The 24,718-nt window shown below is 68.0% G+C and carries 20 protein-coding genes; 8 read left to right on the plus strand and 12 right to left on the minus strand.

Features of this window, described 5'->3' with window-relative positions; genetic code table 11:
• Positions 1-153: 153 nt before the first annotated feature.
• Positions 154-984, minus strand: coding sequence for an inositol monophosphatase family protein (locus ACYU98_RS08660; protein ID WP_460467804.1), 831 nt, complete (start codon positions 982-984; stop codon positions 154-156).
• Complete coding sequence (locus tag ACYU98_RS08665; RefSeq protein WP_460467805.1) at positions 984-2,159, minus strand: ferrochelatase; 1,176 nt, start codon at positions 2,157-2,159, stop codon at positions 984-986. The genes ACYU98_RS08660 and ACYU98_RS08665 overlap by 1 nt, the downstream gene beginning before the upstream one ends.
• A 137-nt stretch (positions 2,160-2,296) precedes the next feature.
• Between ACYU98_RS08665 and sepH the strand changes: the two genes are divergently transcribed.
• Complete coding sequence (sepH, locus tag ACYU98_RS08670; RefSeq protein ID WP_460467806.1) at positions 2,297-3,538, plus strand: septation protein SepH; 1,242 nt, start codon at positions 2,297-2,299, stop codon at positions 3,536-3,538.
• Positions 3,539-3,541: 3 nt separating this feature from the next.
• Here sepH and ACYU98_RS08675 read toward each other — a convergent pair whose 3' ends face one another.
• The 7 genes from ACYU98_RS08675 to ACYU98_RS08705 are packed head-to-tail and all read right to left on the minus strand — an operon-like array spanning position 3,542 to position 12,160.
• The gene (locus ACYU98_RS08675) at positions 3,542-5,020 is read right to left on the minus strand and encodes an MFS transporter (protein WP_460467807.1); all 1,479 of its coding nucleotides are present in this window, start codon (positions 5,018-5,020) and stop codon (positions 3,542-3,544) included.
• Between the two features lie 24 nt (positions 5,021-5,044).
• The gene (locus ACYU98_RS08680; RefSeq protein ID WP_460467808.1) at positions 5,045-5,725 is read right to left on the minus strand and encodes a thymidine kinase; all 681 of its coding nucleotides are present in this window, start codon (positions 5,723-5,725) and stop codon (positions 5,045-5,047) included.
• A gap of 10 nt (positions 5,726-5,735) precedes the next feature.
• Complete coding sequence (locus tag ACYU98_RS08685; RefSeq protein WP_460467809.1) at positions 5,736-6,863, minus strand: alkaline phosphatase family protein; 1,128 nt, start codon at positions 6,861-6,863, stop codon at positions 5,736-5,738.
• 5 nt (positions 6,864-6,868) lie between these two features.
• Positions 6,869-7,480, minus strand: coding sequence for a DUF5998 family protein (locus tag ACYU98_RS08690; RefSeq protein ID WP_460467810.1), 612 nt, complete (start codon positions 7,478-7,480; stop codon positions 6,869-6,871).
• Between the two features lie 25 nt (positions 7,481-7,505).
• The gene (locus ACYU98_RS08695; RefSeq protein ID WP_460467811.1) at positions 7,506-10,184 is read right to left on the minus strand and encodes a bifunctional acetate--CoA ligase family protein/GNAT family N-acetyltransferase; all 2,679 of its coding nucleotides are present in this window, start codon (positions 10,182-10,184) and stop codon (positions 7,506-7,508) included.
• Between the two features lie 12 nt (positions 10,185-10,196).
• On the minus strand, positions 10,197-11,663 hold the full coding sequence (locus tag ACYU98_RS08700) for a beta propeller repeat protein (protein WP_460467812.1): 1,467 nt from the start codon (positions 11,661-11,663) through the stop codon (positions 10,197-10,199).
• Positions 11,660-12,160: an RNA polymerase sigma factor gene (locus tag ACYU98_RS08705; RefSeq protein WP_460467813.1), complete on the minus strand. Its 501-nt coding sequence runs from the start codon at positions 12,158-12,160 to the stop codon at positions 11,660-11,662. Before ACYU98_RS08705 ends, ACYU98_RS08700 begins: the two co-directional genes overlap by 4 nt.
• Positions 12,161-12,295: 135 nt before the next feature.
• Here ACYU98_RS08705 and ACYU98_RS08710 point away from each other — a divergent pair, with 135 nt between their 5' ends.
• Genes ACYU98_RS08710 through dhaM form a run of 5 tightly spaced genes read left to right on the plus strand, consistent with a single transcriptional unit; the run spans position 12,296 to position 18,641 of the window.
• Positions 12,296-14,056 carry an AMP-binding protein gene (locus tag ACYU98_RS08710; protein WP_460467814.1) on the plus strand — a complete coding sequence of 587 codons (1,761 nt, stop codon included), beginning with the start codon at positions 12,296-12,298 and terminating at the stop codon, positions 14,054-14,056.
• Between the two features lie 3 nt (positions 14,057-14,059).
• Entirely contained in the window at positions 14,060-14,686 is a 627-nt protein-coding gene (locus tag ACYU98_RS08715; protein WP_460467815.1) for a nitroreductase family protein, read from the plus strand.
• A gap of 43 nt (positions 14,687-14,729) precedes the next feature.
• Positions 14,730-15,731 (plus strand): dihydroxyacetone kinase subunit DhaK, encoded by a 1,002-nt coding sequence (gene dhaK / locus ACYU98_RS08720; RefSeq protein ID WP_460467816.1) that lies wholly within the window; start codon positions 14,730-14,732, stop codon positions 15,729-15,731.
• Complete coding sequence (gene dhaL / locus ACYU98_RS08725; RefSeq protein ID WP_460467817.1) at positions 15,731-16,348, plus strand: dihydroxyacetone kinase subunit DhaL; 618 nt, start codon at positions 15,731-15,733, stop codon at positions 16,346-16,348. The genes dhaK and dhaL overlap by 1 nt, the downstream gene beginning before the upstream one ends.
• 4 nt (positions 16,349-16,352) lie before the next feature.
• Positions 16,353-18,641, plus strand: a complete 2,289-nt coding sequence (gene dhaM / locus ACYU98_RS08730; RefSeq protein WP_460467818.1) for a dihydroxyacetone kinase phosphoryl donor subunit DhaM — start codon at positions 16,353-16,355, stop codon at positions 18,639-18,641.
• 2 nt (positions 18,642-18,643) lie between these two features.
• On the opposite strand, the gene ACYU98_RS08735 is transcribed toward dhaM, so the two are convergent.
• Positions 18,644-19,693: an alpha-hydroxy acid oxidase gene (locus ACYU98_RS08735; RefSeq protein ID WP_460467819.1), complete on the minus strand. Its 1,050-nt coding sequence runs from the start codon at positions 19,691-19,693 to the stop codon at positions 18,644-18,646.
• 56 nt (positions 19,694-19,749) lie between these two features.
• Between ACYU98_RS08735 and ACYU98_RS08740 the strand changes: the two genes are divergently transcribed.
• A complete protein-coding gene (locus tag ACYU98_RS08740) occupies positions 19,750-20,553 on the plus strand; it encodes an LLM class F420-dependent oxidoreductase (protein ID WP_460467820.1) in 804 nt (267 codons plus the stop codon).
• On the opposite strand, the gene ACYU98_RS08745 is transcribed toward ACYU98_RS08740, so the two are convergent.
• Positions 20,543-21,403, minus strand: coding sequence for a DUF3626 domain-containing protein (locus ACYU98_RS08745; protein ID WP_460467821.1), 861 nt, complete (start codon positions 21,401-21,403; stop codon positions 20,543-20,545). The genes ACYU98_RS08740 and ACYU98_RS08745 overlap by 11 nt on opposite strands.
• A 159-nt stretch (positions 21,404-21,562) precedes the next feature.
• On the minus strand, positions 21,563-23,428 hold the full coding sequence (locus tag ACYU98_RS08750; protein WP_460467822.1) for an HNH endonuclease signature motif containing protein: 1,866 nt from the start codon (positions 23,426-23,428) through the stop codon (positions 21,563-21,565).
• A gap of 158 nt (positions 23,429-23,586) precedes the next feature.
• Between ACYU98_RS08750 and ACYU98_RS08755 the strand changes: the two genes are divergently transcribed.
• Entirely contained in the window at positions 23,587-24,660 is a 1,074-nt protein-coding gene (locus tag ACYU98_RS08755; protein WP_460467823.1) for a thermonuclease family protein, read from the plus strand.
• Positions 24,661-24,718: the final 58 nt, after the last annotated feature.

Consider the following 24,718-nt stretch of genomic DNA (forward strand, 5'->3'; position numbering starts at 1 on the left):
GTCCTGGGGCAGGTATGCCGCATCGTCAGTCGCCGTAACGTCATGACGCTCGGTTTTGTGCCCGACCGCCCCGGGATTGTGCCTCACAACGGCGTGATCCGCGACACGGGGTCTCATACCGGAGGGTATTGCCCACCGTCGTCACTGCGCCGATCAGCGGTCGACGTGCCTCAACCGCGGCGCCAAAGCATCGACCAACGCCGGCGGACCGGCAACCACCAGGGGGGCGCCCGGGCCGTCGTCACCCAGCCCACGGACCACACCGCCGGCCTCAGTGACGAACAGTTGGGCCGCGAGACGATCCCACGGGTTCAACCCGGACTCGTAGTAGACGTCGAGTCGACCGGCCGCCACGAAGCAGAGATCAAGGGCGGCGCTGCCACCGCGGCGCAGGTCTCGTACGTCGCCAAGGACTTCGGCCAGCAGGGTTGCCTGGCGCACCCGTTTCGCCGCGTCGTAACCGAAACCAGACCCGAGCAGTGCCTGCCCCAAGTCGGTGGTCGCGCTGACCTGCAACGGGAAGGTGTCGGCTCCGCGGGTGAGCCGGGCACCGCCGCCGCGGTGGCCGTGGAAGAGCTCACCGGTCAACGGGTTGAAGACAGCCCCCGCCACCGGACGCAGGCCTTCCGGATCGTCGGGGTCGCCCTCGCAGGCCGCCACCGACACCGCGTAGGCGGGGATCTCGTAGAGGTAGTTCACGGTTCCGTCGATCGGGTCGACCACCCAGGTGATACCGGTGCTGCCAGCCCGGTGGGCGCCTTCCTCCCCCAGCAGACCGTCACCCGGACGATGCTGCGCCAGGAACTGCTGCAGGAACTGCTCACTGCGGCGATCCATCTCGGTGACGATGTCGGTGACGCTCGACTTGGTCGCGGCGACACCCAGATTCGCGGGGCGCTCGTCGACGATCAACCGCCCGGCGGTGCGGGCCGCTTCGACCGCGACCGCTTCGAGCTCGCTGAGGTCAGGCAGATCCATGGCCATCAGTCGGTTCCGCAGGCGGCCGGACGCGCGACGCGCAGGTTCGGGCAGCAGCCCGGGCGACAAATCGGTGGCATCGCTTCACCGGGCCAGGCCGGCATCACGACGTTCTCCCCGCGGGCCTGAGCGGCGCGCTCCTCGACGAGGTCGACGAGCCCGCTGACGAACTCCCAGTCGGTTCCGACCGTCGCCACCCGGGTCATCCGCAACCCGAGTTCATCGGCGGTCTGAGCGGCTTCGGTGTCGAGGTCGAAGACGACCTCCATGTGGTCGGAGGTGAACCCGATCGGGGCCACCACCACGTCCGTGACGCCCTGTTTGGCCAGCGCCCGCAGATGATCGTTCACGTCGGGTTCGAGCCACGGATGATCCGGGGACCCGGAACGGGAGCAGAACACCAGCGCGCCATCCAGGTCGCGGTCGAGCGTCGCGCCGATCTCGTCGAGCGCCACGTGGGCCAGCTCGTCGTGTTGGTGCTCGTAGAGGTTGCCCTCCCCGTCGCCGGGGCCGGACGTGTCGTCCATCGACTCCGGGATGGAGTGGGTGACGAACACGACGCGCAGCAGGCTGTCATCGGGTTGCCCGGCCGAGCGTACGGCCTCGGTGATCAACCGAATGTTGGTGCGGGCGAAGCTGGGATGGGTGGCGTATTGGCGCACCTTGTCGACCTCGAGCACCTTGCCCTCCTGCGCGAGCTCGTCCAACGCCCCCGCGATGTCTTCGCGGTATTGGCGGCAGGAGCTGTAGGAGGAGTAGGCGCTGGTGGTGAACACGACCACCTTGCGGTGACCGGCGTCGTACGCGGCCCGCAGGGTGTCGACCAGGAACGGCTCGGAGTTGCGATTGCCCCACAGGACGGGAGTCGAAATCGACCGCCGGCGCAGCTCGCCGACCAGAGCCTGCACCAAGGCGCGGCACTGGTCATTGATTGGGCTGCGACCGCCGAACGCGAGGTAATGCTCGGCCACCTCGGCCAACCGTTCTTGCGGAATACCGCGGCCGCCAGTGACGCGCTCCAGGAAGGGCATCACCTCATCGGGCGCCTCGGGGCCACCGAAGGACAACAGGACGATCGCGTCGTACGGCTCGAGCCGGGCGGTCTCATCGGTCCCGGGCTCCGGTTGCGCGGCGGGTGCGGGCTCCTGCGGGTCGGCCGGCTCGGCGATGGGGGAACTCATGCCCCCATTGTGGCCCGCCGTCCCCACCGGAGCAGACCCGGTTCGCCACGCGCCCGGCACGCCGCGGATCCTCACCGACGTTCCGCCGTTCGCATGGCACAGTTGGCACGGAAATTCGTTGCTGGGAGGCATTTCACATGGGCGATGTGCGTTTCGTCGGACTATCGGATGACGGCGGACACCTGCTGTTGGTCGACGAGGACGAGCAGCAGCACCGTTTGGCGATCGATGACGACCTGCGCGCGGCGCTGCGTTCCGGTCGCCCGGAGCGGGCAACCGGCGGGGCGACCGCGGTGCGGGCCACCTCGCCTGCCGAGCCGGAGCGACCCGCGGCTCGGCCCCGTGACGTCCAGTCCTTCCTGCGATCCGGGATGACCATCGAAGAGGTCGCCGAACGCAGCGGTTGGACCGTGGAGAAGGTCACGCTCTTCGAGCCGCCGATTCGCGCCGAACGTGACCACGTCGCCTTCACCGCCCAGAACCTCACCATCGCCGGACGCGGCTCGGCCCCGACGACGGTCGGCGAACGGGTCAACGAGCGCCTCGAACAGCGCGGCGTCGTCATCGCCGACGTCACCTGGGATGCCTACCGCACCGAACGCGGATGGACGATCGCCTGTCGCTTCCCGGCTGGTGGCCGCCCGCGCGCGGCGACCTGGCGGTTCGACGCCCCGACCCGCAGCGTCCACCCCTGCGACGACGAAGCCCGGTGGCTCAGCGAGGACGACAACTCCGCCGGCGACTCCCCGCTGCCCGCTGGAACGCGCTCGGCCAGCCCGGATGTCTATGACGTCATCGCCGAAGGCGGCCTCGACAGCGCGGCCCGCCCGCGCAAGGAACCCGTCCGGCCGGGTCGCATCCCGCATGCCACGGTTCGCGACGATGAAGAGTCCGCGGAGACCTCGACGGATACCGACGAGTCGAAGGCACCCGAGGCCGATGACAGCCCGGTGGATCTGGTGTCGGTGATGCGCCAACGGTCGCGTCAGCGCCGGAGCTCACGCAAGAAGCCGGCCGCTGCTGAGCCGGCCAAAGCCGACGCGCCCGCCAAAGGCGACGAGCCCACCAAAGACGCCGACGCCGATCACGTTGAGGAGCCGGCCGCGACCCTGGCGAAGCCGACCGTCGACGACCTCGGCCACGACCCGGTGACCGGAACTGCCGACCTGTTCGGGCTGGACGACGTCGAACACCCCGACGAGGTCACGCCCGAGGCCGACGAACCCGAAGCGACGACGCCCGAGGAAACTGAGCCTGAGCAAACCGCGCCGGAAGAACTCTCCGACGAGATTCCTGACCGCCCGAGTCAGGCCCGCAAGGGACGCCCGGCCGTTCCGAGCTGGGACGACATCATGTTCGGCAAACGCCCCCGCTCCTGAGGTTCAGCCGCGCTCGCGGCGTCCTTCACGCATCACGTCCGTACGGCGAATACCGACCGTCGGGCTGTCGTGACGGGGGTCGTACGGTCCCCTCGGGGTCGACCGGACCGTACGCCCGGTGTGCCACCAGAGCACCAGCCCGGCCCAGATCACCAGGACCACCGCGGCGAGGTACATCCCGACCCAGGCGGTCGTCGGAATGGCGACGGCGATGATGCCACCGATCACCCACGACAGCTGCAGCAGCGTTTCGGAGCGGCCGAAGACGCTGGTGCGCAGGTGTTCGGGCACTCGGTCCTGAATCAGCGAGTCAAGGGCCAGCTTGCCCAACTGCTGGCCGATACCGGCGACCAAGCCGACGAGAATCGCGGTCCACAAGGTGAAGTCGATAGCCGCGAAGACGACCACGACAGCGTCGAGCACCAACGTGGCCAGCACGATGATGCGTGGCGAGGCGACCTTCAGCAGCGATCCCATGACGGTGCCGAGGGCGTTGCCCAGCCCGGCTGCGCCGATGACCAACGCGAGCAACTGTGTTTGTTTGTGTTCCCAGCCGGGGAAGGGCTCGGCCCGCATCAGGAACGCCATGAAGAGGGTGAGGAAGCCCGACAGCCAGCGCAGCCCGGCGTTGGCCCGCAGTGCGGAGATCACATCGCCTGGGAGCGGGAACTTCTGCCGGCGACCGGCCTTCGTCTCGTTCTTCTCGCCGACCGTGGAATCGACTCGCGGTGGCAGCAGGATCGCCATCACCGTTCCGATCACGAACAGCACGAACGCCACCCGCAAGGCCCACGCGGATCCGCCGAACTTGGCCGCACCACCAGCGAGCCCGCCAGCGATCGCAGCGCCGACCACGCCTGCCAGCGACAGACGACTGTTGGCCTTGACCAGAGTCATCCCCCGTGGCAGCAGCCTGGGCGCGGCCGCCGAGCGACTGACCAGATAGGCCTTCGAACAGACCAGCACCAGCATGGCAATCGGGAAGAGCAAGGCGGAGTTGCTCGCGACCGCGCCGGCCAACACCCAACACAGGAACGCGCGCAGCGCCAAGGTTCCGCCGATCGCCCAACGACGGCCATGACGCAGCCGGTCGAGCAGCGGGCCGACCAAGGGCGCGACGATCGCGAACGGCAGCATGGTGAGCATCAGGAACAGCAGCGTCTGCGTCCTGGCTTTGTCGCCGGGTGCGGCGAAGAAAACGGTGCCAGCCAAGCCGATCGTCACGGCTGCGTCGCCGGCCGAGCTGAACGCGTGGACCTCGATCAGTCGGGAAAGCCCGGACTCACCGGCGCCCTGAGCGCGAGAAGCGCGACGGGCGGCTCGTACGGTTCCGGATCCGGCACGACCGGCGACCTTAGCGACCGCCCCGGCGCCGCGGACGACCTTGCCGCGGTCGTGTTCGTTCGGCTGTTGGTCGTCGGCGGGGTAGCCACCGCGCGGCAAAGGCGCAGTCGGCCGGTGGTCGTCACGCTCACCGTTCATAGTCGTCCTCCCCGCACGGGTCCATCATGCCTCGGTGACCGGCAACGGACACAGATCCAGGTCGAACGGCAACACATCGACCGACCCGGACTGGCGACGGGCAGCGGCAGAGGTCATCCGGCGCATGTAGTGGCGCCGACACAGAACTTCGTATTCGACGGCGTGCTGCTCGCCACCGGAGACGTCACCGACGACGACCTGCTCGCCCTCGATCACCATGTGGCCATCGACGACGCGGGCGTTATGGGTGGCGCGGCGCCCGCACCAGCACAACGCTTCGACCGGCGGAACCTGGATCCGGTCGGCCAGTTCGATCAGGCGCTGTGAGCCGGGGAAGAGTTGGGTTCGGAAGTCGGCGGTGATGCCGAAGGCGAACACGTCGATCTCGCACTCATCGACCACGCGCGCGAGTTGTTCGACCTGCTCGGCGGAGTAGAACTGGGCCTCGTCGCAGATGACGTAGTGGACGACCCGGCCGTGGGCGGTCTGGTCGATGACCAGTTCCCAGAAATCGAGACCGTCGGTGACTTCGATCGCGTCGCGAGAAAGGCCGAGCCGGGAACTGATGACAGCCGCTCCGGCGCGGTCGTTCTTGGTGAAGATCAGGCCCTGCCGGCCGCGGGCGCGGTGGTTGTGTTCCATCTGGAGGGCGAGCGTCGACTTGCCGCAATCCATGGTGCCGGAGAAGAAGACGAGTTCAGCCACGGTGCAGACCTTAAACGTTGGTGAATCGCAGGACCGGCACGGCCTGTTCGGCCTCGGTCAGCGAACCGTGTTGACCCAGCAAACGCCCGACCGTCTGGGGCATGACGCGACTGTCCAAGTAGGCGTAGGGGCCATCCATCGCCACGATCACGTCACCGAGTCGGGGCAGCACCTGTCGGCGTACGGGCCCGAACCAGCCGGCAGCAACAGCTGCCTCCAGTGAAACAACCCATCCGCGCTCACCGACCCGCTCGGTCCAGGTGGCCAGAACGTCGGCCGCCGCGCCAGGGCGACAGTAGAGCTGCAGGCTGCGCATCTCGCCACCGACGACCTCAACACCGTCGTCGAGTTCGGGGTCATCCGCGACGTCGATCCGTTGCTCGAACGGCACGTCGACCATGCCGTGGTCGGCGGTGATCGTCAGCGAGGTGCCGCGGGGGAGGCCGACGGCCAGCCGGCGCAACTCCGCGTCGATCAGTTCCAGTTCGTCGCACCATTTCCAGGACTCGCAGCCCGACTCGTGGCCGACCCGGTCCAGATTTCCCCAATAGAGATAGACCAGGTTGCGGCCGCGGCGGCGCAGCAGCTCCAGGGTGAGGTCGACCCGTCGACCGAGCGCCGCATCGGTGGCGAAGCCCGCACCGCGTAGCGCCGCGGTGGTCAGGCCGGAGCCTTCGAAGTAGTCGTTGGCGACCATCGTCACGTTCACGCCGTCGGCGGCGCAGCGTTCGAAGACCGTCGCTTGGGGCTGCCAGGAACGCGGATCCGGGCCGTTCTCCCAGGAGAGCTCGTTGAACAGTCGACCGCTGCCCGGATCGCGCACCTGATAGCCGACCAGCCCGTGGCTGCCCGGCGGCAAGCCGGTTCCGAACGAGCCCATGCTGGTGGCCGTGGTCGACGGGAATCCGGCCGTGGCGACCGCGCCGTCGGCCAACAGCGAGCGCAGGAACGGCGCGTAGCCCGATCGGCGGCGCAGCAGGACCTCCCCCAGTCCGTCGATGAGCACCACGACCGCACTGCGGACCGCTGGTTCTGCGGGGGTGAAACCGGAAACGCCGAGGGTGCCGGCAACCTGGGGCAGAACACCGGCCAGCCCGGTCGAGCCATAAGCCGGAGCCGGAGGCAGCGCGCGCGACACCGGTGTCAGTGGCCGATGGCAGCGGACAGGTCGGCGGCAAAGCGCAGCGCATTCTGCAGTACGCGCTCACCGTCGGCGTCGGCGCTGACTCGCAACGAGATGTCGTCCGCGGAGATCGTTCCCTCGAAGCCGTGATCGGCCTCGCAGTCGGGGTCGGCGCAGGCGGCCGGCAGCAGGTCGACCCGGCTGACCGTTCCCCAGCCGATGGTCACCGTGATCTCGCGCCCGAGGGTTCCGGAGCGATAGGTCTCCGGCGACTGCACGACATGGGTCAGCATCACGCCTCGGACCGCCGAAAGCGGGACCGTTTCGGTCGTCGCTGTGGCAACATTCCGGTCGACGATCGGCGCGTCGAGTGAGGGCGAGTGGTCATCGGCGTGCGCGATCACCAGGCGGTTGCCGTTGATCACCAGGACGGTGATGTGACGGCGCACGGTGTCGGTGTCGATCGTCGTCTCGGCGTGAACGAGGTGGGAGGTGATCGGCGCATTGCCGACCGCCGCGCGCAGCACATCGGCGACCAGGGTCGGGTAGTAACCCGCCTGCTCGATGTCGTTCAGTAGGGAGTCCGGCAGAGTCACACCGGTCAGAGACGATTTGGCAGCCATACGGCCCATTGTCGCATTCCGCACAGAGGGCGGGTCAGACCTCGGAGGTCAGCGAGCGCCTGCCGCTGTCGCTGCGGCCCACCGGGGGTGCGACCGCGATGCGCGCACCGAGCACCTCGGCGCCGCCGGCGTGGGTGTTCACCGGGTTGAGTTCGAGCTCGTAAACCTGCGGATGGTTGTTCGCGAGCACCGAGATCCGCGCCACCACATCGCGCAGCGCCTCGCGGTCGATCGGTGCCCTCCCGCTGCGGCCGCGCAGGATGGGAGCCGCGCGCACCGAGTCGATCAGGTCGTCGACGTCGTTCTCGGTGAACGGCGGAATCCGGTAGCCGAAGTCGTTCATGACCTCCGAAGGCACCCCACCCAAGCTGAACCGCACGATCGGACCGAAGAGGGTGTCCTCCTCCGAGGCGACCACACACGGAATCCCGGGGGTCACCATCTGCTGCACCACGAAGGTGTTCGCGCCTATTGGCGCCAACCGTTCGTCGAGCACCGCGTAGGCCGAGCGCACCTGAGCAGCGGTCGCCAGATCGGCTCGTACGGACGACACCGGTTGGATTCGGGCGATCGGCGAGGTGGATTTCAGGACGACGGGGTAGCCGATCAGGTGGGCGTGACGGGCCGCTTCGCGCGCCGAGGACACGGGGTAGGAGGGCATCAGCGCAATGCCGTAGGCCGCCAGCAATGCCTCCGTCTCAGGCTGCGTCAGGGTTCGGCCCTGGGGCGCGTCGTGCAGAACTGTCTCGAGGATTGCGTCGGCGCGCTCGTGGTCGATTCCCTCGGGCAGGACCATGGCGCCGGTCTGACGGCGCCGCCACTGGCCGTAGCGGGTCGCCTCGGCGAGCGCTCGTACGGCGTCCTCGGGCATCGCGTAGGACGGCACGACCTCCCTACGCCCGTCGGCCGAGCGGCCGCTGGACAGGGCATCCGAGACACCACGGATCCCCAGGAAAGTGGTGACACACGGCTTGTCGTATTCGGCGGCGACGCTGCCCAGAGCACGGGCGATCTCCACGCCACCGCCGGCGCGAGGCGGAATCAAGGTGGTGACCACGGAGTCGACCTGCGGGTCTTCGAAGGCTGCGCGCACGGCAGCCTCGAAGGCATCCCGATCGGCATCGGGTGGGAGGTTCACCGGGCCATGGACGACCTGCAGGCCCCACGCGACGCAGGCATCGGCGGCCAGCGCCCCCAAGGCGTCGGAGTTGCCGACGACCGCGACCCGGTCGCCCTGCGGGATCGGCTGGTGGACCACCAACTGGGCGATGTCGAACATCTGGTGGACGTTCTCCACCCTGATCACCCCGGCTTGTCCCAGCATCGCGCCGAAGGCCTCCGGCTTGATCCTGGTCGGGCGGATCTGGTGACCCGGTGGTGTGCCATATTGCGACACACCGGATTTCACTACAATGACCGGCTTCTTTGCGGACAGTCGGCGGGCGATGCGGTTGAACTTGCGCGGGTTGCCCATCGACTCCAAATAAAGCCCGACGGCTTGGGTCGACTCATCGTCGAGCCAGTACTGCATGAGGTCGTTGCCCGAGACATCGATCCGGTTGCCCGCCGAGACGAAAGTCGACACTCCCAGGCCACGGCGGCCGGCCGATTCCAGGCCTGCGATGGCCAACGCCCCACTCTGTGAGAAGAGACCGAAGGCGCCGGCCGTCGGCATAGCGGGGGCCAGCGCAGCGTTGAGGGAGATGTCGGGGGCGGTGTTGATGATCCCGAAGGAGTTGGGGCCGACGACCCGCATCCCGTGGGTGCGCGCAGTGCGCAAAAGTGCGTGCTGCAGTTGGGCGCCCTCGGCTCCCGCCTCGGCGAACCCCGCCGACACCACCAGGACCGCGCGTACGCCGTGGTCGGCGCATTGCAGAACAACGCCCGGAACCTCGGCCGCCGGAACGGCGATGATAGCCAGATCCAGTTCCGCCTCGATCTCGGCAAGCGAACGATGAATCGTGAGCCCGGCGATGTCGGCATGCGCGGTGGCGTTGACGGCGTAGAGATCGCCGGTGAAGCCACCGGCCACGAGGTGGTCGACGATGTCCCGGCCGGTCGAATCGCGGCGCCGCGAGACACCGATGACCGCCACGCTGCGCGGGTGGAGCAACGCTCGTACGCTCACCGATTCGGCGCGCTGTTCGCGCGCCACCCGGACGGCTTCACTCGCCTCGGTTTGCGCGATCGGGAAGGTTAGGGCGATGACACCGTCGTCGAAGTGGTGCTTCACCTCGAACCCCGCATCGACGAAGACGCCCATCATCTTGCGGTTCTGGGGTAGCACGTCGGCGACGAATTCCAACACTCCAGCTTCGCGCCCGATGGACGCGAGATGCTCCAGCAGCACTGATCCGACCCCGCGGCCCTGGAAGTGGTCGGAGACGTTGAACGCGACTTCTGCCGAGGTGTCCGTCGGTCCGGACAGGCGGTCGTAGCGCGCGACACCGATCATCTGGCCGCTGGCCTCCATGACCAGGGCGACCCGCTGGATGTAGTCGACGTTGGCGAACCGGTAGGCGTCTTTGTCGGACAACGCCTTCATCGGGGCGAAGAAGCGCAGGTAGATCGACTCCGGCGACTGCAACCGGTGAAATTCCTGCAGCGCTTCCACATCGGCGGGTCGGATGGGGCGCACCTGCGCGACCGATCCATCGCGCAGGACCACGTCGGCTTCCCACCCCGCGGGGTATCCGGGCGGCCGCTGGGTCATGGGGTCAGCATGTCACGAGGAGGGTGAGATGACCTTCCAGGTTCGGCCGAAGTTCTGGGATGCCCAGAACCCGCCAGTGGTGTGCGAGACGGCGTAAAACCAGCCAGCGCCGGGGCTCGCGGTCCAGTCGAATCCACTAGCCGGAGGGGCGCTCGACAGAGTCGGCACCGTGAAACTGCGACCGCCGTCCGACGACACTTGCAACGCTCGTTCCGCCTGCGACCCGGTCGGGTAGGAACTGCCGCGGGGACCGCCCGCCGATACCGCGATATGGGTTGCGTCGGTGGCCGCGATGGACAACCGGCCAACGTCGGGCAGTGTCACCGAGCCCCCCGCGACCGCCGACCAACTGCGGCCGGCATCGACGCTGGTGATGACGGTGTACGTCGGAACGGCCGGGTCCTTGCGACACAGCCCGATCAGCCGGTTGGCGCTGTCCGAACTGATGGTCATAGCGGCGATCGGGTTCTCGCCGCAGCGCTGGGCTGGACCGGTCATTGTCACCAGCTTGCCGTCGGACAACCGATAGGGCGCCTGGGTGACCCGGTTCTGCCCCTGGGTCTGCACCACGACGATGTCGTTGCCGGCGGCGCGACTGCCGCTGACCGTGAGCGACGCGTCCTCGATCGGTCGGGTCAACCTCGTGGTAACCACCTGGGTGAAACCGCTGGGGCTCGTGGCCGACGCGCTCGAGAGATACAGCGGTCCGGCGCAAGCGCCCTGCACACAGTTGTCGGCGGTCAACAGGTAGACACGCTCGGCCCAAATCTCCAGGTCAAGGACCGTCTCGCCGGGGTGGTTGGCGATCTCGAAGCTGGCTCCGCGGTCGCTGGTGACCCACAGGTCGCCGCCGTAGACGTAGCCCACCTGCTGATCGGCGAAGCGCACCTCGCTGACCGCCCGGTCTGGCTGAACGGCGGGAACGTCGGTGCCGACCAGACTCGACACGTCGGTGCCGTGGAAGGTCTGCACGGCCGTCCAGGTGCCGCCGTCGTCGGCCGAGCGCAACAACGTCGGGCAGGTCGACCCGTCGCAGGTCGCGGATCCCAGCGCGTAAACGGTGCCTCTTCCGGCGTTGGACAAGGACCACGGAACGAACCCGGTCGGCACTGGACCCGGTCGTTGCGCCGTCGCGACGCCGGAGTTGCCTCCACCATCGCCGGAGGCAGGGACCTCGGGTCCCTGCGACAGCATCTGACCGGCGCGTACGGACCCGCTGTCGATCGGCTGTTGCCGCCAGGTCCACACAGCGAACACCGCGATCAGGACCGCCGCGCAAGCTCCCACCGAACCGACCCAGGTACGGCCGGATCGGGGCGCGCGGCCGGCCCGCGCCCCGCGGGCGATCCGCGCCCACGTCAGCTCGTCGGCTTCCTCGGTCTGCAGCTCGGATCGATGGGCCGCGAAGAAATCGGCCACCGGGTCGTGCTCGGCGGCGGGCTCGGGGGTGTCGTCGCCACGCGGACGGAGCCAGTTCATCGGACGCCCTCCAGGTGTTGCCGCAACAGTTTTCGCGCATCGAACAGGTCGCGCTTCACCGCGCCTTCGGATTTGCCGACGCTGTGGGCGACCTGGGCGATCGACAGGTCTGCGTAATAGTGCAGCAGAACTGGCAGCCGAAAGCGCTCCGGCAGCGTCTCGATCGCGTCTCGTACGGTCAGCCGGGTGTCGGTGTCGACCGTCCGGGCCGGTTCGTCGATCCCCAGCGGAGCACCGCCGGTGAACCGGTTGTAGGCGGCCGCTTCGCGCGACCGCTTGCGCCAGTGGTCCCGGATCTGGTTCGCAACGGTCGTGTAGAGCCACGCGCGAGGGTCGTTGACGCTCCCCCAGTGATTGATCAGCTTGATGAACGCATCGGTCGCCACGTCGTGGGCAAGATCTCGATCCGACAGCAATGGCGTCGCCCAACCCACGAGTCGCCCGAACTGGACGTCGTAGATCTCACGTACGGCGACCTCCGCCGAACGTTCTGCCACCCTCGTCGCTCCTTTCGAGCCGAGCCCCCGATAGCGGCCGAGCGGCGCTGCCTGCACTGTCACATTCATCATGACGCCGCTGCACTTGATCGGGTTGGATGTCAGATGGATCACAGCCGGGCTAACGTGACGCTCATGCCGAACACCGAGCCTAGTAACTCCCCCGGCGACGCCTTCGGGGCCCTGCGCGACGATCTGTTGAAGCACCGTACGGACCCCGCGGCAGCGGCCGCGGCATGGCGGGTCCCGGCGTTCGAGACGTTCAACTGGGCGACCGACTGGTTCGACCGGGTCGCCGCCGACCCGTCCAGTGCCGACCGGCCCGCGTTGGTCGTCCGCGGCGCGGACAAGCGCGACGAACTGTCGTACGCGCAGATGGCGCAACGCTCCCGCGAGGTCGCGGGCTGGCTGTCGCAGCAGGGCGTGCGCCCGGGCGATCGGGTGCTGCTGATGCTGGGCAACCAGGTCGAACTGTGGGAGACGGTGCTGGCCTGCATCCGGCTGGGCGCCGTGACGATTCCGGCAACGGTGCTGCTGACCGCCGCCGACCTTCGCGACCGCGTCGAACGTGGCCAGGTCAAACACGTCATCGCTACGACCGCGGTCACAGCAGCGTTCTCGACTGTCGAGGGCGACTTCACTCGGATCAGCGTCGGCGACCGCACCCGGGGCTGGGTCTCATACGAGGAATCTCGTGGCTCGACCGCGCCGGTTCCGCAGGTGGCCACCGCGCCAAATGATCCGATGCTGCTCTACTTCACCTCGGGCACCACATCGCGACCCAAATTGGTCACCCATACCCAGACGTCCTATCCGCTGGGCCACCTGTCGACGATGTACTGGATCGGGTTGCAACCTGGTGATGTTCACCTCAACATCAGTTCCCCGGGCTGGGCCAAGCACGCCTGGAGCAACATCTTCGCGCCGTGGAACGCCGCCTCGACCGTGTTGGTCACTGACCAGCCCAGGTTCGATGCCGCGCAACTGCTCGACTGGATGATCCAGGAGAAGGTCACCACGTTCTGTGCACCGCCGACCGTCTATCGGATGCTGATCCAGGCCGATCTGGCCGGCGCTCGCGACCGGCTCTCGCTGCGCGAAATGGTCGGCGCCGGTGAGCCGCTGAACCCGGAGGTCATCGATCAGGTGCACCGCGCGCTGGGGCTGTTCATCCGCGACGGTTTCGGCCAGACCGAGACGACCGCACAGGTCGGCAACACCCCCGGCCAACCGCTCAAGCCCGGGTCGATGGGACGCCCATTGCCCGGCTACGAGGTAGTGCTTGTCGACCCGGTAACCGGTGAAGAGCGTTCCGAACCGGGCGATGAGGGTGAACTGTCGCTGCGCCTGTCGGGCCCGATGGGGCGCCCGGTGGGCCTGATGGTGGGCTACCTCGGTGACGAGGAACGAACCGCGGAAGCCATGCGCGACGGGGTTTACCACACCGGCGACGTCGCCTCGCGCGACGCCGACGGCTACATCACCTACGTCGGTCGGGCCGACGACGTTTTCAAGGCGTCGGACTACCGAATCTCCCCGTTCGAGCTGGAATCGGTGCTGATCGAACACCCCGCCGTCGCCGAGGCGGCGATCGTTCCCTCGCCTGACCCAACCCGGCTGTCGGTGCCAAAGGCCTACGTCGTGCTCGTCGGCGGCCGTGAGCCGTCGGCCGATCTGGCCAAGGACATTTTCGCGTTCACCCGAGAACACCTGGCGCCCTACAAACGGATCCGGCGGTTGGAGTTCTTCGATCTGCCCAAGACGATCTCGGGCAAGATCCGCCGGGTCGAGCTGCGCGGTCGCGAGGAACAACTGCACGGCGACGGCTCCGACACCAGCCTGCGGGTCAGCGATCTGGAGTTCTGGGAAGCCGACTTCCCCGAGCTGCGCGGCTGAGCGGTGGAACTGCTCGACGCGATCCGGCGACGCCGAATGGTGCGGCGCTACACCGACGCACCGGTATCCGAGGAGGTGCTCGCGCGGGTCGCCAACCTGGCCTTGCGCGCGCCTTCAGCCGGCTTCAGCCAGGGCTGGGATTTCCTGCTGTTGCGCACTCCCGGTGATCGCGATCGGTTCTGGGAGACGACGACCGAAGGTGATCCCGACTCCTGGCTGCGCGGGCTGATGACCGCACCCGTGTTGATTCTGTGTTTGTCAGACAAGAACACTTATCTGCGACGTTATGCACAGGACGACAAGGGCTGGGTCGACGAGAGCGAGGCGCGCTGGCCGGTGCCCTACTGGGACATCGACACCGGCATGGCGGCCCTGATCATGCTGCTCGTGGGTGTCGATGCGGGTCTCGGCGGGCTCTTCTTCGGCGTTCCCGCGGACCGCGTTGACGCCGTACGCGCGCAGTTCGGCATTCCGGCCGATCGCGGCGTCGTCGGGGTGGTCGCCTTGGGCACTCCCGCGCAGACGCGACCCAGCGGATCGACCAGGAAGCGGCGGCGACGGCCGGTGTCGGAGGTCTTCCACGAAGGCGCGTTCGGCACCCCAGCAAATCTGCCCGACGCAATGTCCTGACATTCGCTTCCCTCGCTCCCTGGACGCAGGCAGGATGGGGAGCATGAAGAAGCTCATCAACGACGTCGCCGATGTTGTCAGTGACGCGCTCAACGGCATCGAGGCCGCCCATAGCAATCGCGTTCGCGTCGATCACCAGAACAAGGTGATCTATCGCAAGCAGACGCCGCGCCCCGGCAAAGTCGGGCTCATCTCCGGCGGCGGATCCGGCCACGAACCGATGCACGGCGGGTTCGTCGGACTCGGCATGCTCGACGCGGCTTGCGCTGGCGAAGTGTTCACCTCGCCCGTCCCCGACCAGATGATGGCGGCGACGAAGGCGGTCGACGGTGGCGCAGGAGTCCTGCACATCGTGAAGAACTACACCGGCGACGTGATGAACTTCGAGATGGCCGCCGAGTTGGCGGCGGCCGACGCGGGAGTCCGGGTCGAGTCCGTGGTTGTCGATGACGACGTCGCGGTGAAGGACTCGCTCTACACCGCCGGGCGACGAGGCGTTGGTCTGACGGTCCTTTTGGAGAAGATCGTCGGTGCGGCGGCCGAGGAAGGTCGCGATCTGGACGCGGTCCTCGAACTGGCGAAGAAGGTCAACGCGCAGGGCCGCTCGATGGGAATGGCGCTGACCTCCTGCACGGTGCCCGCCGCGGGTGAGCCCACGTTCAGCCTGGGCGAGAACGAGATGGAGGTCGGTATCGGCATCCACGGCGAGCCGGGCCGAGAGCGCCTGGCGTTGGCGCCGGCGAAGGACGTCGCGCAGCTGCTCCTCGACCCGATCCTGGCAGACCTCGACTTCACCGGTTCGCCAGCGATCGTGATGCTGAACGGTATGGGCGGAACGCCGCTGCTCGAGCTGTACGTGATGTACGCCGAGGTCGCCCGAATCCTCTCGGCGAAGGGCATCACCGTCGCCCGGAACCTGGTCGGCAACTACATCACCTCGCTGGATATGGCTGGCTGTTCGGTCACCCTGCTCAAGGCCGACGACGACCTGTTGACGTTGTGGGATGCGCCGGTGAACACCCCGGGTCTGCGGTGGGGCTGCTGATGACGGCGAACCTGGAGAACACGGCCAGCTGGCTGCAGGCGTTCGCCCACAGCGTCCACGAGAATGCCGCGCTGCTCACCGACCTCGACCGGCAGATCGGCGATGCCGACCACGGCAGCAACATGGATCGCGGGATGACCGCCGTAGCCGCGATCGGGTCGGCCGACTTCGAGGATGCCGCGGCTTACCTCAAGAAGGTCGGCATGACGTTGGTCTCGACCGTTGGTGGCGCCTCCGGACCGCTCTACGGCACCTTCTTCCTCCGCTTCGCGGGCGCGATCGGCGACGGGGAACGAGCGGCCCTCGGCGCGGCGCTGCGAGCCGGCCTCGAGGGCGTCGTTCAACGAGGAAAGGCAGAGGTGGGCGACAAGACTCTGGTCGATGCGCTGAGTCCGGCGGTGGATGCGTACGACGCCGCGGCGCAATCGGATTCGTCGCTCGCGCAGTGCTTGACGGCAGCCGCAGAAGCCTGCGGGCGGGGCCGCGACGCGACCACGCCGCTGATTGCCCGCAAGGGTCGGGCGAGCTATCTCGGTGAGCGCTCCAAGGATCATCAGGATCCCGGGGCGACCAGCATGACCCTGTTGCTCGACGCTGCCGCCGCGACACTGGGCTGAGTCGATGATCGGCCTCGTCGTCGTGTCCCACAGCCACGCCCTGGCCCAGGCCGCCGTCGGGCTCGCGATGGAGATGGTTGACGGCGACCTTTCCCCGCGGGTGGAGATCGCCGCCGGGCTCGACGAGACCACCTTCGGCACCGATGCCGTCGCGGTCTCCGCGGCGATCGAACGCGCCGACTCCCCCGACGGCATCCTCGTTCTGGTCGACCTGGGCAGCGCCGTGTTAAGCACCGAGATGGCGCTGGAGTTCCTCGATCCCGACATCGCGCACCGGGTTCTGGTCTCGCCGGCACCGTTGGTCGAGGGACTCGTCGCGGCGGTGGTGACCGCGAGCAGCGGTGGGTCTTTGGAGGACACCGCCCGGGAGGCCCGAGGTGGGCTCGCCGGGAAGTTGGACCATCTTGGATTCGAGGCGTCTTCTGCTGCACCTTCCGACGCGCCTTCTGCGGCTGGGCCCGAGCTGCGAGAAACGGTCACGATCACCAATCCCCAAGGGCTGCACGCCCGCCCAGCCGCAACCCTCGTCAGTTTGTTGCGGTCGGTCACCGGATCGGTTCAGGTGCGCAACGCGACCACGGGCAAGGGCCCGGTCGATGCTCGAAGCCTCACCCGGGTGGCCACGCTCGGGTTGACCAAGGGTCACCAGATGGAGGTCATCGCCGAGGACCCGCGGGCGTTGGAGATCGTGCGGAAGGCCGCGGCGGACCGGTTCGGGGAGGTTGAGTCGGCTCCCACCGCGACCGCACTCCCTGACAGCGCGGCAACTGGCACCGAGATCGTCATCGCACCCGCCGTGGTTCGCAGGTCCCGGATCGACCTGTCGGCCTACACCGCCGGGTCACCGGCCCAGGAGTCCGACCGATTCGGCGCAGCGCTTGAGGCCGTGGACACCAGGCTGGAGGCGCTGACCGCGGGCCCTCAGGGGGCCGTCTTCGCCGCCCAGCAGGCCCTCGCCCACGACGAGGAGGTGCTGACCGGCGTACGCAGTCGGATCGGGGCGGGCGTCGCCGCGCCGGCTGCAGTCGATGCCGAGTTCGCTTCAGCCGCAGCCGAGTTCGACCAACTCCGCGACCCCTATTTGCGCGACCGCGGAGCCGACGTACGCAGCGTTTCGGTCATGATCCAGCGCTCTCTGGCCGGGATCGAAGAGCCTGCCGCAACCACCACGGAGCATGTTCTGGTCGTCGACGAACTTGACGCGGCGACCGCCGCCGCGCTGGATTCCGCCGCGACGCCCGCCGTGGTGACCCTGCGCGGCGGGGCCACCGGCCACGGGGTGATCGTTGCCGCGGCGCGCGGCATCGCCGTCATCACCGGCCACCCGGAGGCGGGCGACGTTCGCGACGGGCAACTGTTGGCCGTCGACCCGCAGGCCGGCACGCTCACGATCGATCCCGATGCTAACGAGCTATCTGTATTGCGGCAGTCGGCACAAACACGCGTGGCCGAGCTGACTGCCGTGCGCGCTCACGCGACCGAGCCTGCCATCACCACGGGCGGACAACGCATCTTGGTCGAGGCGAACGTTGCATCCTTGGCCGACGCCGCGCGCGGCGCCCGCGAGGGGGCCGAGGGCAGCGGCTTGGTGCGCACCGAGATCCTGTTCGCCGATTCGGTCGATGCGCCGAGCGCGCAGGAGCAAGCCGACCAGTTCGTACGGATCGGCCACGCGTTAGGCGGCACCATCACCATCCGCACTTGGGACGCGGGCGGCGACAAGCCGCTGCCGTTCATCCCGCAATCGCCCGAGGCCAATCCGTTCCTGGGTGAGCGTGGGCTGCGGGCAATGCGCCGGGTGCCCGAGATCTTTGCCGAACAACTGCGGGCCATCGCCATGGCTGCAGCGCAGATCGACGTACGGATTCTGCTGCCGATGGTCACCGAACCTGGCGAGATCTCTTGGGCGAGAGAGCAATTGGCGTTGATTGAGGGCGCGTCAAAGATCCCGGTCGGAATGATGGTCGAGGTGCCAGCCGCCGCCATCCGGGCCGCCGACTTCGCCGGGCTGGTCGACTTCGTGTCGATCGGCACCAACGACCTGACGCAATACGCCACCGCTGCGGATCGCGGGAACGCGCTCGTTTCGGGGTTGGCTCGGCCAGGCCATCCGGCGGTGCTGGACCTCATCGAGCAGACGGCGCGAGCGCTGCCCGCCATCCCGATCGCCGTCTGCGGCGACCTCGCCAGCGAGCCGAAATTGACCGCCGAATTGGTCCGCCGCGGGGTGACGGAATTGTCCGTACGCCCTCCGTTGGTGGGTCTGGTGAAGGCGGCCGTTCGTCGGGTCTGACCTCAGACCACGATCCCGGACGCGGGCAGATCGGCGACCGTGGTCACGCCGGCCAGCCCCATCAGGTGGCCGAGTTCGAGCGCGAACTCGGCGAGCAGTTCCTCCACCCCGGCCGAACCGCCCGCGGCGAGAGCCCACATCGCCGGTCGACCGAGGAACACCGCGCTCGCGCCGAGGGCCAGCGCGATCATCGCGGCGCCGGCGTCACGTACTCCCCCATCGACCACAACGGGCACCCGGTCGCCCACTGCGGCAAGCACGTCGGGCAGCGCGGCTGCCGTTGGCATCGCCCGGTCGAGTTGCCGGCCACCGTGATTGCTCACCCAGATGCCGCTTGCTCCCGCATCGACGAACGTCTCGGCGTCATCGGGACGCAGCACACCCTTGACCAGAACCGGCAGATCGCAGATCGCCCTCAGCCAGTCGAGCGTCTCCGGGCCGATGGACGGGTCCTGGTCGACGAAGGCCCACGGATCGCCGCGTTGGGTGTCAATGAGGTGCTCGCCCATGTTCACCAGCGCGAGGTCATCGTCGATCGACACCGGGCGCGCAGGGCCGGTCACGACACGGTGGCCGACATAGGGGGTGTCCGCGGTCAGCACCAACGCGGACGCGCCGGCGGCCGCCGCTCGGCGTACGAGGCCCTCGGTGACCGCCCGCTCCTGGGTGACGTAGACCTGGAACCACCAGGGGCCCGCGCCTGCTGCGGCGACTTCCTCGATGCGTACGGTCGATCGGCTCGAGAGCACGAACGGCGCACCGGCGGCATCCGCTCCTGCGCGGGTGGCCGCCTCGCCTTGCTCGTGCAACCGGCGGTGGAAGGCAGTGGGCGCAACGCCGATCGGGGTGCGCCACGATCCGAACAGTTCGGTGCCGGTGGCGACCGTGGAGACGTCGTGCAGCACCCGCGGCGCCAATCGATAGCGTTCCCAGGCGGATTCAGCCTCTCCCACGCTGATGTCGGAGCCGGCTCCACGCGTCACGTAGTGCCAGAAATCGGGCTCCACGAGCTGTTCGGCCCGGTCCCTGAATTGGCGCGCCAAGGGGTTCATGGGACCAACTCTAGGGACGGCGCCGTCTTGCGGGGCGGGGTTCTAGAGTGAGCCGCATGACTCGTCCCGTGCGCATCGGTGTCCAGCTCCAACCCCAGCAGGCTTCGTACGAACAGTTGCGTGACGCGGTCGGCCGCGCCGAGGAACTGGGCGTCGATGTGGTGTTCAACTGGGATCACTTCTACCCGTTGCACGGCGAGCCGGACGGGCCGCACTTCGAGTGCTGGACCGTGCTGGCCGCGTGGGCGCAACAGACCACGCGCGTCGAGATCGGCGCTTTGGTGACCTGCAACAGCTACCGCAACCCCAACTTGCTGGCCGACATGGCGCGCACGGTCGATCACATCTCCGGCGGGCGGCTGATCCTCGGCATCGGATCGGGTTGGTTCGAGCGCGACTACGACGAGTACGGATACGAGTTCGGCACCGCCGGCGGGCGCCTCAACAACCTGCGCGATTCGCTACCGGTCATCGAGGCACGGTTCGAGAAGCTGAACCCTAAGCCGACCCGCAAGATCCCCACCTTGATCGGTGGCGGCGGCGAGAAGAAGACGCTGCGGATCGTCGCCGAGCATGCCGACATCTGGCATTCGTTCGTCGACGCGCAGGTGCTTGCCCACAAGCTCGGCGTGTTGCGTGGCCACTGCGACGCAATCGGACGGTCGCTCGACGAGATCGAGATCTCCGTCGGCGTCGGCGGACGCGGTCGCGAGGGCCGCAGCCCCGATGCGCCGGAGGTTGAGGGCCAACCGCTCTACGACCTCGGCGCCCGCCTGTTCACCATCGGCACCGGCGGTCCCGACTACGACCTGTCGTCGCTCGAGCCGTGGCTGCGGTGGCGGGACGAGCTCAACGGTTGATGCGGTCGGCCCGTCTTGGCCGACCCCACTGCGCCGTGAGGTGCCAGACCTGCTTGAGAGTCTGCCGGTCGAAGGCGGTTTCCCGAACCGCATCGCCGATCGCGGCTGCATCGATGAGGCCGTCGCGGGCAATCGCCCGACCGACTCGTACGGCGTCGGGCCCGCGGTAGTCGACCCGCCGCTGCAACTCATCGACGTCGAGAACCCGGCCTTCATGCCAGGACATCGGTATGCCCAGCGCGGCGAGCTCACCTTCAACTGGCGTCCCGCGGAAGCACGGGTCGGCGACGAGGGCTTCGACGTCTTGCGCCAGTGACACTTGGCCGTGCACGTGGGCCTCGACGTATCCGTCGAGCGGGTCATCGCCGTCGTCAGGTTTCGCGGCCACCGGAAACAGGTCGAAGTGGTGGGCGGTGGCGAAATGGGTCGGCGCCGCGCTGGAGTCCGGAAAGCAGAACGTCGCGCGATCGAGCATGTGCTCGCGCAGGATGAGGTGGGCCGATCCGAACCTCGGCGCCCCGCCGAGTGGACGACCCCGGTGGTTGAGGGCGCCGTACTTCGGGCGCTCAGCGGCCGGGGCGCCGTCGTACGCGCCGCCGAACAAGGTGTGCTCCCACGCCCACCGAGCCCCGCCCGGATGGGCGGTCAGCCCGCCGTTGCTGGTGCCGGTTTCGAATTGGGATCGGTAGACGCCGTCCTGGCGCATGAGCTTCAGGATTCGATGGCCGCCACTCTCGCGGTCCGGATGGAAGTTGAACGTGATGGGCTGTGCGCGTTCGAGCGGGTCACCGGCGCATCGCGCGTCGACGTGAGCGACCGCGCGGCGGGCCCAGCGGCTCGGTTCACTCATGTCGCGCAGCGTAGGGCGGTTAATCCGGCCATCTCCAACGCTTTGCCGGCCGGGTTGCCAATGACGCCCTACTCCGTGCCGTCGTTGTCGTCGCTCTCGTCGTTGTCGCCGCTCTCGTCGTTGTCGTCGCTCTCGTCGTTGTCGTCGCTCTCGTCGTTGTCAGTCGCTGTCGTCGTGGTCGGTCGGTGGTGGGTGGCGGGGTGGTTCGAGGTCGACCCATTTCATGATGAGTGGGTCGAAGGTTGGTTTGCAGTAGGGCGGTGCGCCGCGGATTTCTTCGGTTGTGCCGTCCAGGGGTGGGGTGGCTCGGAAGCCGAGTCGGACTCCCCACCGGTCGTAGAACGCGAAGTCCTCTCCCACGTCGCCACCGTCGCCTCCAGCTCCGTTCGGCCCACCAGCACCGCCGCCGCCACCGTCTCCGTTGCCGGTCCCCCTGTTGGCAGAGTCGTCGCGGTGAGCGTCGCCGGCCGGGTCGCTGGTGGGTTTGCTGCGGTGTGGGTCGCGCAGGGCGATGATCGTGAACTCGCCGCGGTGTAACGCGTCGTGGTGGAACGGGCACAAACTGATCAGGTTCCACCAATCCGTCGGTCCACCCTTGGCCCAATGGACCACGTGGTGAACCTCAACGAACCGGGTCGCGCCGCACCCCTGGACCCGGCAACCACGATCACGGTCCTCGATCAGCCGCCGGACCCGCCGGGGCACGACCCGTTGAGTGCGACCCACATCAACCGGCCGCCCCTCACGCTCGGTGACCGGGATGACCTGCCCGTCACACGTCAACCGTTCCCACACCGAGCGGGGCACCGCACCACGGCGGTGTAACCACCCCCGACCCTCAGCATCCAGATGCAGCAAAACCCGGAACGCTTCGGCCCGGGAGCCGGTATCGGCGCACCCGACCCGCAACGCGCGGTGCGCGATCTCCAAGAACGCATCAGCCAACGTGACCCGCGGCTTGCCGACCGCGTCCGTCTCGCCCGGGGCAACCCCGACCGCAGCCCGCACCCCACGATCCTGCTCCTGCCCGGTCACGCACGCCGGACAATCAGCAGCCGGGACCAGCGCGTGGACCCCACCACACCGCACACACACCACCTCGCCGACCGCGGCAACCTCACCAGCGGCAGCGGCATCAGCGGCAACCTCACCAGCGGCAGGGACAGACGCAGCGACATCCGCGGCAGCAGGAGTGGCAGTCGCGTCCGTGTCGGCGAGTCGATCAGATGTCCCGTCCTGGGAGGTGCCCCGGCCCGATGCCGCACTGTCGCCCGCAGGCTCCGCGGCGCCCGGTTCGAGCTGGCGCGGTGGCATGCCCGGGTGGCGCGTCAGATGGAACAGGCCATCCTTCGCCTCACACAACGCCTGCTCGACCACCGCGCCCTCAGCGGCCGGAGCGTCATATTCCAAGTGATACCGGCCACCGACAAACCACGACGACAACCGCGCCGGCGCCAACGCCGCCGCCTCCTCACCGCGGAGCCTCTGCGGCTCCACCACATCCGGCACACCCTCCGACCCGGCAGGCTCGGGCTCGGGCTCGGGCTCGGGCTCGGGCTGGAACACGTACCGCGACAACGCCCGCGACAACTGCCCAACATCGCAATGCTCGGCCAATTGAGCCACGTGCGCGTCATACCGCGCCGGCGCGTAACGAGCGATCACCGCGACCTGATGAAACGTCAACCGGCCCTGCTCAAACAGACCCATCGAGACCGGCAATTCATCGGCCCGGGACGCGACCGCGACCACCTCATTGGCGACACTGCGCGACAGGCCGCCGAAACACATCAACCACTGCTGCGGCGACCGCATCCCGGTGCCATGCCAGCCACCCGAACTCAACGTCGCCGCGACGACCGCGACCAGCCGCCCGTACGCCAGCAGCAACCCGCCCGCGGCATCCTCCAACAACGCCCGCTCACGATCACCATGACCATGCACCAACGGATCCGCAGACAGTATCGACCCGGCCAACACACCATCCGATGCGCGACCCGCAAAACCACCCGCGAAGTCCTCCATCAACACAGTCAAACACCAACCACCGACAACCTCAGAAAACCAGCAACCCGCAGGTCAAAGGCACAGGAGGCGCGGCGGCCCACGGTCAGTGCAAGAAGACTTTCGCCAGTTCCGCCGAATCGCAGGCGGTTGTCGGTGGTCCGACCTACAGTGGCGACATGCCCAGCTCGACCCTCCGGTTTCGACCGGCCATTCGCCTTGCGCTGCCCGCGCTGCTTGCCCTCGGCCTCGCCGGTTGTGGCCCTGTCGCCAGCGACGCCAGTCGTGTGACCACCGCCGTCGAACAGACCGCGGCCGGCCACACTGGCGACCAAGCGGGCGATCAGACGTCAGCCGGTCAAGCCAGCGAGACCGGCCAGGCCGGCCAATCGAGCACCACCCAATCGAGCACCACCCGAGGTGGCCAAGCCTCCGACAGCAAACCCTCGACGACCACCACCGGCGCCGAGCCGCAGCAAACCGATAACACCGCGAACGACGCTGCAGCGCAACCGAGCTCGTGGAGCGTTGCCTCTTCAGCCGCATCCTCCGGCACTCTCTACCGCGTCGCGGGCATCACCGACGGCGACACGATCAAGGTCTGGATCGGGTCGACCAAGGAGACCATCCGACTCCTCGGCGTCGACACCCCGGAGAGCAAGAAGCCGCAGACCGCGGTTGCCTGTTACGCCCAGCAGGCCACGAGCAAGATGCAGAGCTTGGTGCAGTCCAAGAACGTTCGGCTGGTCGCCGACACGACCCAGGCCGACCGGGATAAATACGGCCGCTTGATTCGCTATGTGGTGCTCCCCGACGGCCGCGACGTCTCGCAGGAACTCATCGCTGGGGGCTTCGGTCGCGAGTACACCTACGACGCCGCCTATGCCAAGCAGGGCACGTTCCGCAGCGCCCAGTCCCAGGCTCAATCGGCCAAACGCGGGCTTTGGGGATCTTGCTCATATGCCGCCGCATTTAAGCCCCCATCGACGTCAACCGCGCCGACGACATCGGCACCGAAGCCATCGCCGCCAGTCATCGCCGCACCAACGCCGCCCGCCAAGTCGACCAAACCGGCGCAGGTAGCCGGCCAGTGCCTGATCAAGGGAAACATCAGCAAATCGGGTGAGAAGATCTACCACGTCCCTGGTCAACGGCACTACGCCGATACCGTGATCACGCCGAGCAAGGGCGAGCGGATGTTCTGCTCCGAGCAGGAAGCCCAGAACGCCGGTTGGCGGCGTTCCAAGGTCTGATTTCCGCGCCGTTCCGCGGAAATCGCGTGTCGAATCCCGACCCGCGCAAGGCCATGGA

The organism is Calidifontibacter terrae (assembly GCF_054778835.1).

Coding starts and splice junctions, on each gene's coding strand:
- ACYU98_RS08660 (WP_460467804.1), bottom strand. CDS start 984: ATGGCCATGGATCTGCCTGACCTCAGCGAGCTCGAAGCGGTCGCGGTC.
- ACYU98_RS08665 (WP_460467805.1), bottom strand. CDS start 2,159: ATGAGTTCCCCCATCGCCGAGCCGGCCGACCCGCAGGAGCCCGCACCC.
- sepH (WP_460467806.1), top strand. CDS start 2,297: ATGGGCGATGTGCGTTTCGTCGGACTATCGGATGACGGCGGACACCTG.
- ACYU98_RS08675 (WP_460467807.1), bottom strand. CDS start 5,020: ATGAACGGTGAGCGTGACGACCACCGGCCGACTGCGCCTTTGCCGCGC.
- ACYU98_RS08690 (WP_460467810.1), bottom strand. CDS start 7,480: ATGGGCCGTATGGCTGCCAAATCGTCTCTGACCGGTGTGACTCTGCCG.
- ACYU98_RS08695 (WP_460467811.1), bottom strand. CDS start 10,184: ATGACCCAGCGGCCGCCCGGATACCCCGCGGGGTGGGAAGCCGACGTG.
- ACYU98_RS08700 (WP_460467812.1), bottom strand. CDS start 11,663: ATGAACTGGCTCCGTCCGCGTGGCGACGACACCCCCGAGCCCGCCGCC.
- ACYU98_RS08710 (WP_460467814.1), top strand. CDS start 12,296: ATGCCGAACACCGAGCCTAGTAACTCCCCCGGCGACGCCTTCGGGGCC.
- dhaK (WP_460467816.1), top strand. CDS start 14,730: ATGAAGAAGCTCATCAACGACGTCGCCGATGTTGTCAGTGACGCGCTC.
- dhaL (WP_460467817.1), top strand. CDS start 15,731: ATGACGGCGAACCTGGAGAACACGGCCAGCTGGCTGCAGGCGTTCGCC.
- dhaM (WP_460467818.1), top strand. CDS start 16,353: ATGATCGGCCTCGTCGTCGTGTCCCACAGCCACGCCCTGGCCCAGGCC.
- ACYU98_RS08735 (WP_460467819.1), bottom strand. CDS start 19,693: ATGAACCCCTTGGCGCGCCAATTCAGGGACCGGGCCGAACAGCTCGTG.
- ACYU98_RS08740 (WP_460467820.1), top strand. CDS start 19,750: ATGACTCGTCCCGTGCGCATCGGTGTCCAGCTCCAACCCCAGCAGGCT.
- ACYU98_RS08745 (WP_460467821.1), bottom strand. CDS start 21,403: ATGAGTGAACCGAGCCGCTGGGCCCGCCGCGCGGTCGCTCACGTCGAC.
- ACYU98_RS08750 (WP_460467822.1), bottom strand. CDS start 23,428: ATGGAGGACTTCGCGGGTGGTTTTGCGGGTCGCGCATCGGATGGTGTG.
- ACYU98_RS08755 (WP_460467823.1), top strand. CDS start 23,587: ATGCCCAGCTCGACCCTCCGGTTTCGACCGGCCATTCGCCTTGCGCTG.